1 pseudogene is annotated in these 239 nt (G+C 38.9%); it reads right to left on the minus strand.

From position 1 onward, the window contains the following. A pseudogene (locus RYX56_RS24980) lies at positions 1-239 on the minus strand (D-alanine--poly(phosphoribitol) ligase subunit DltA); the annotation flags it as partial.

Here is a 239-nt window from a genome sequence, read left to right on the forward strand (position 1 = left end):
ATTCTTTTTCAAACTCATGGTTCTCAGGGATGATTGCCGCCAGTAAATATTCAATTTTCTCATTTTGGTAGATCGGTATAACGGCAGCTGATTTCACGTATTGACAATTAGTAATATAGTGTTCAATTTCTTCAAGTTCCATACGATAACCGTGCAGTTTGATTTGAAAATCAATCCGGCCTTTGTAAAATATGATCCCTTGCTCATCCATATAGGCGGCATCGCCGGTTCGATAGGCT

This window comes from Alkalihalophilus lindianensis (genome assembly GCF_032843265.1).
Taxonomy (GTDB): domain Bacteria; phylum Bacillota; class Bacilli; order Bacillales; family Bacillaceae_D; genus Alkalihalophilus; species Alkalihalophilus lindianensis.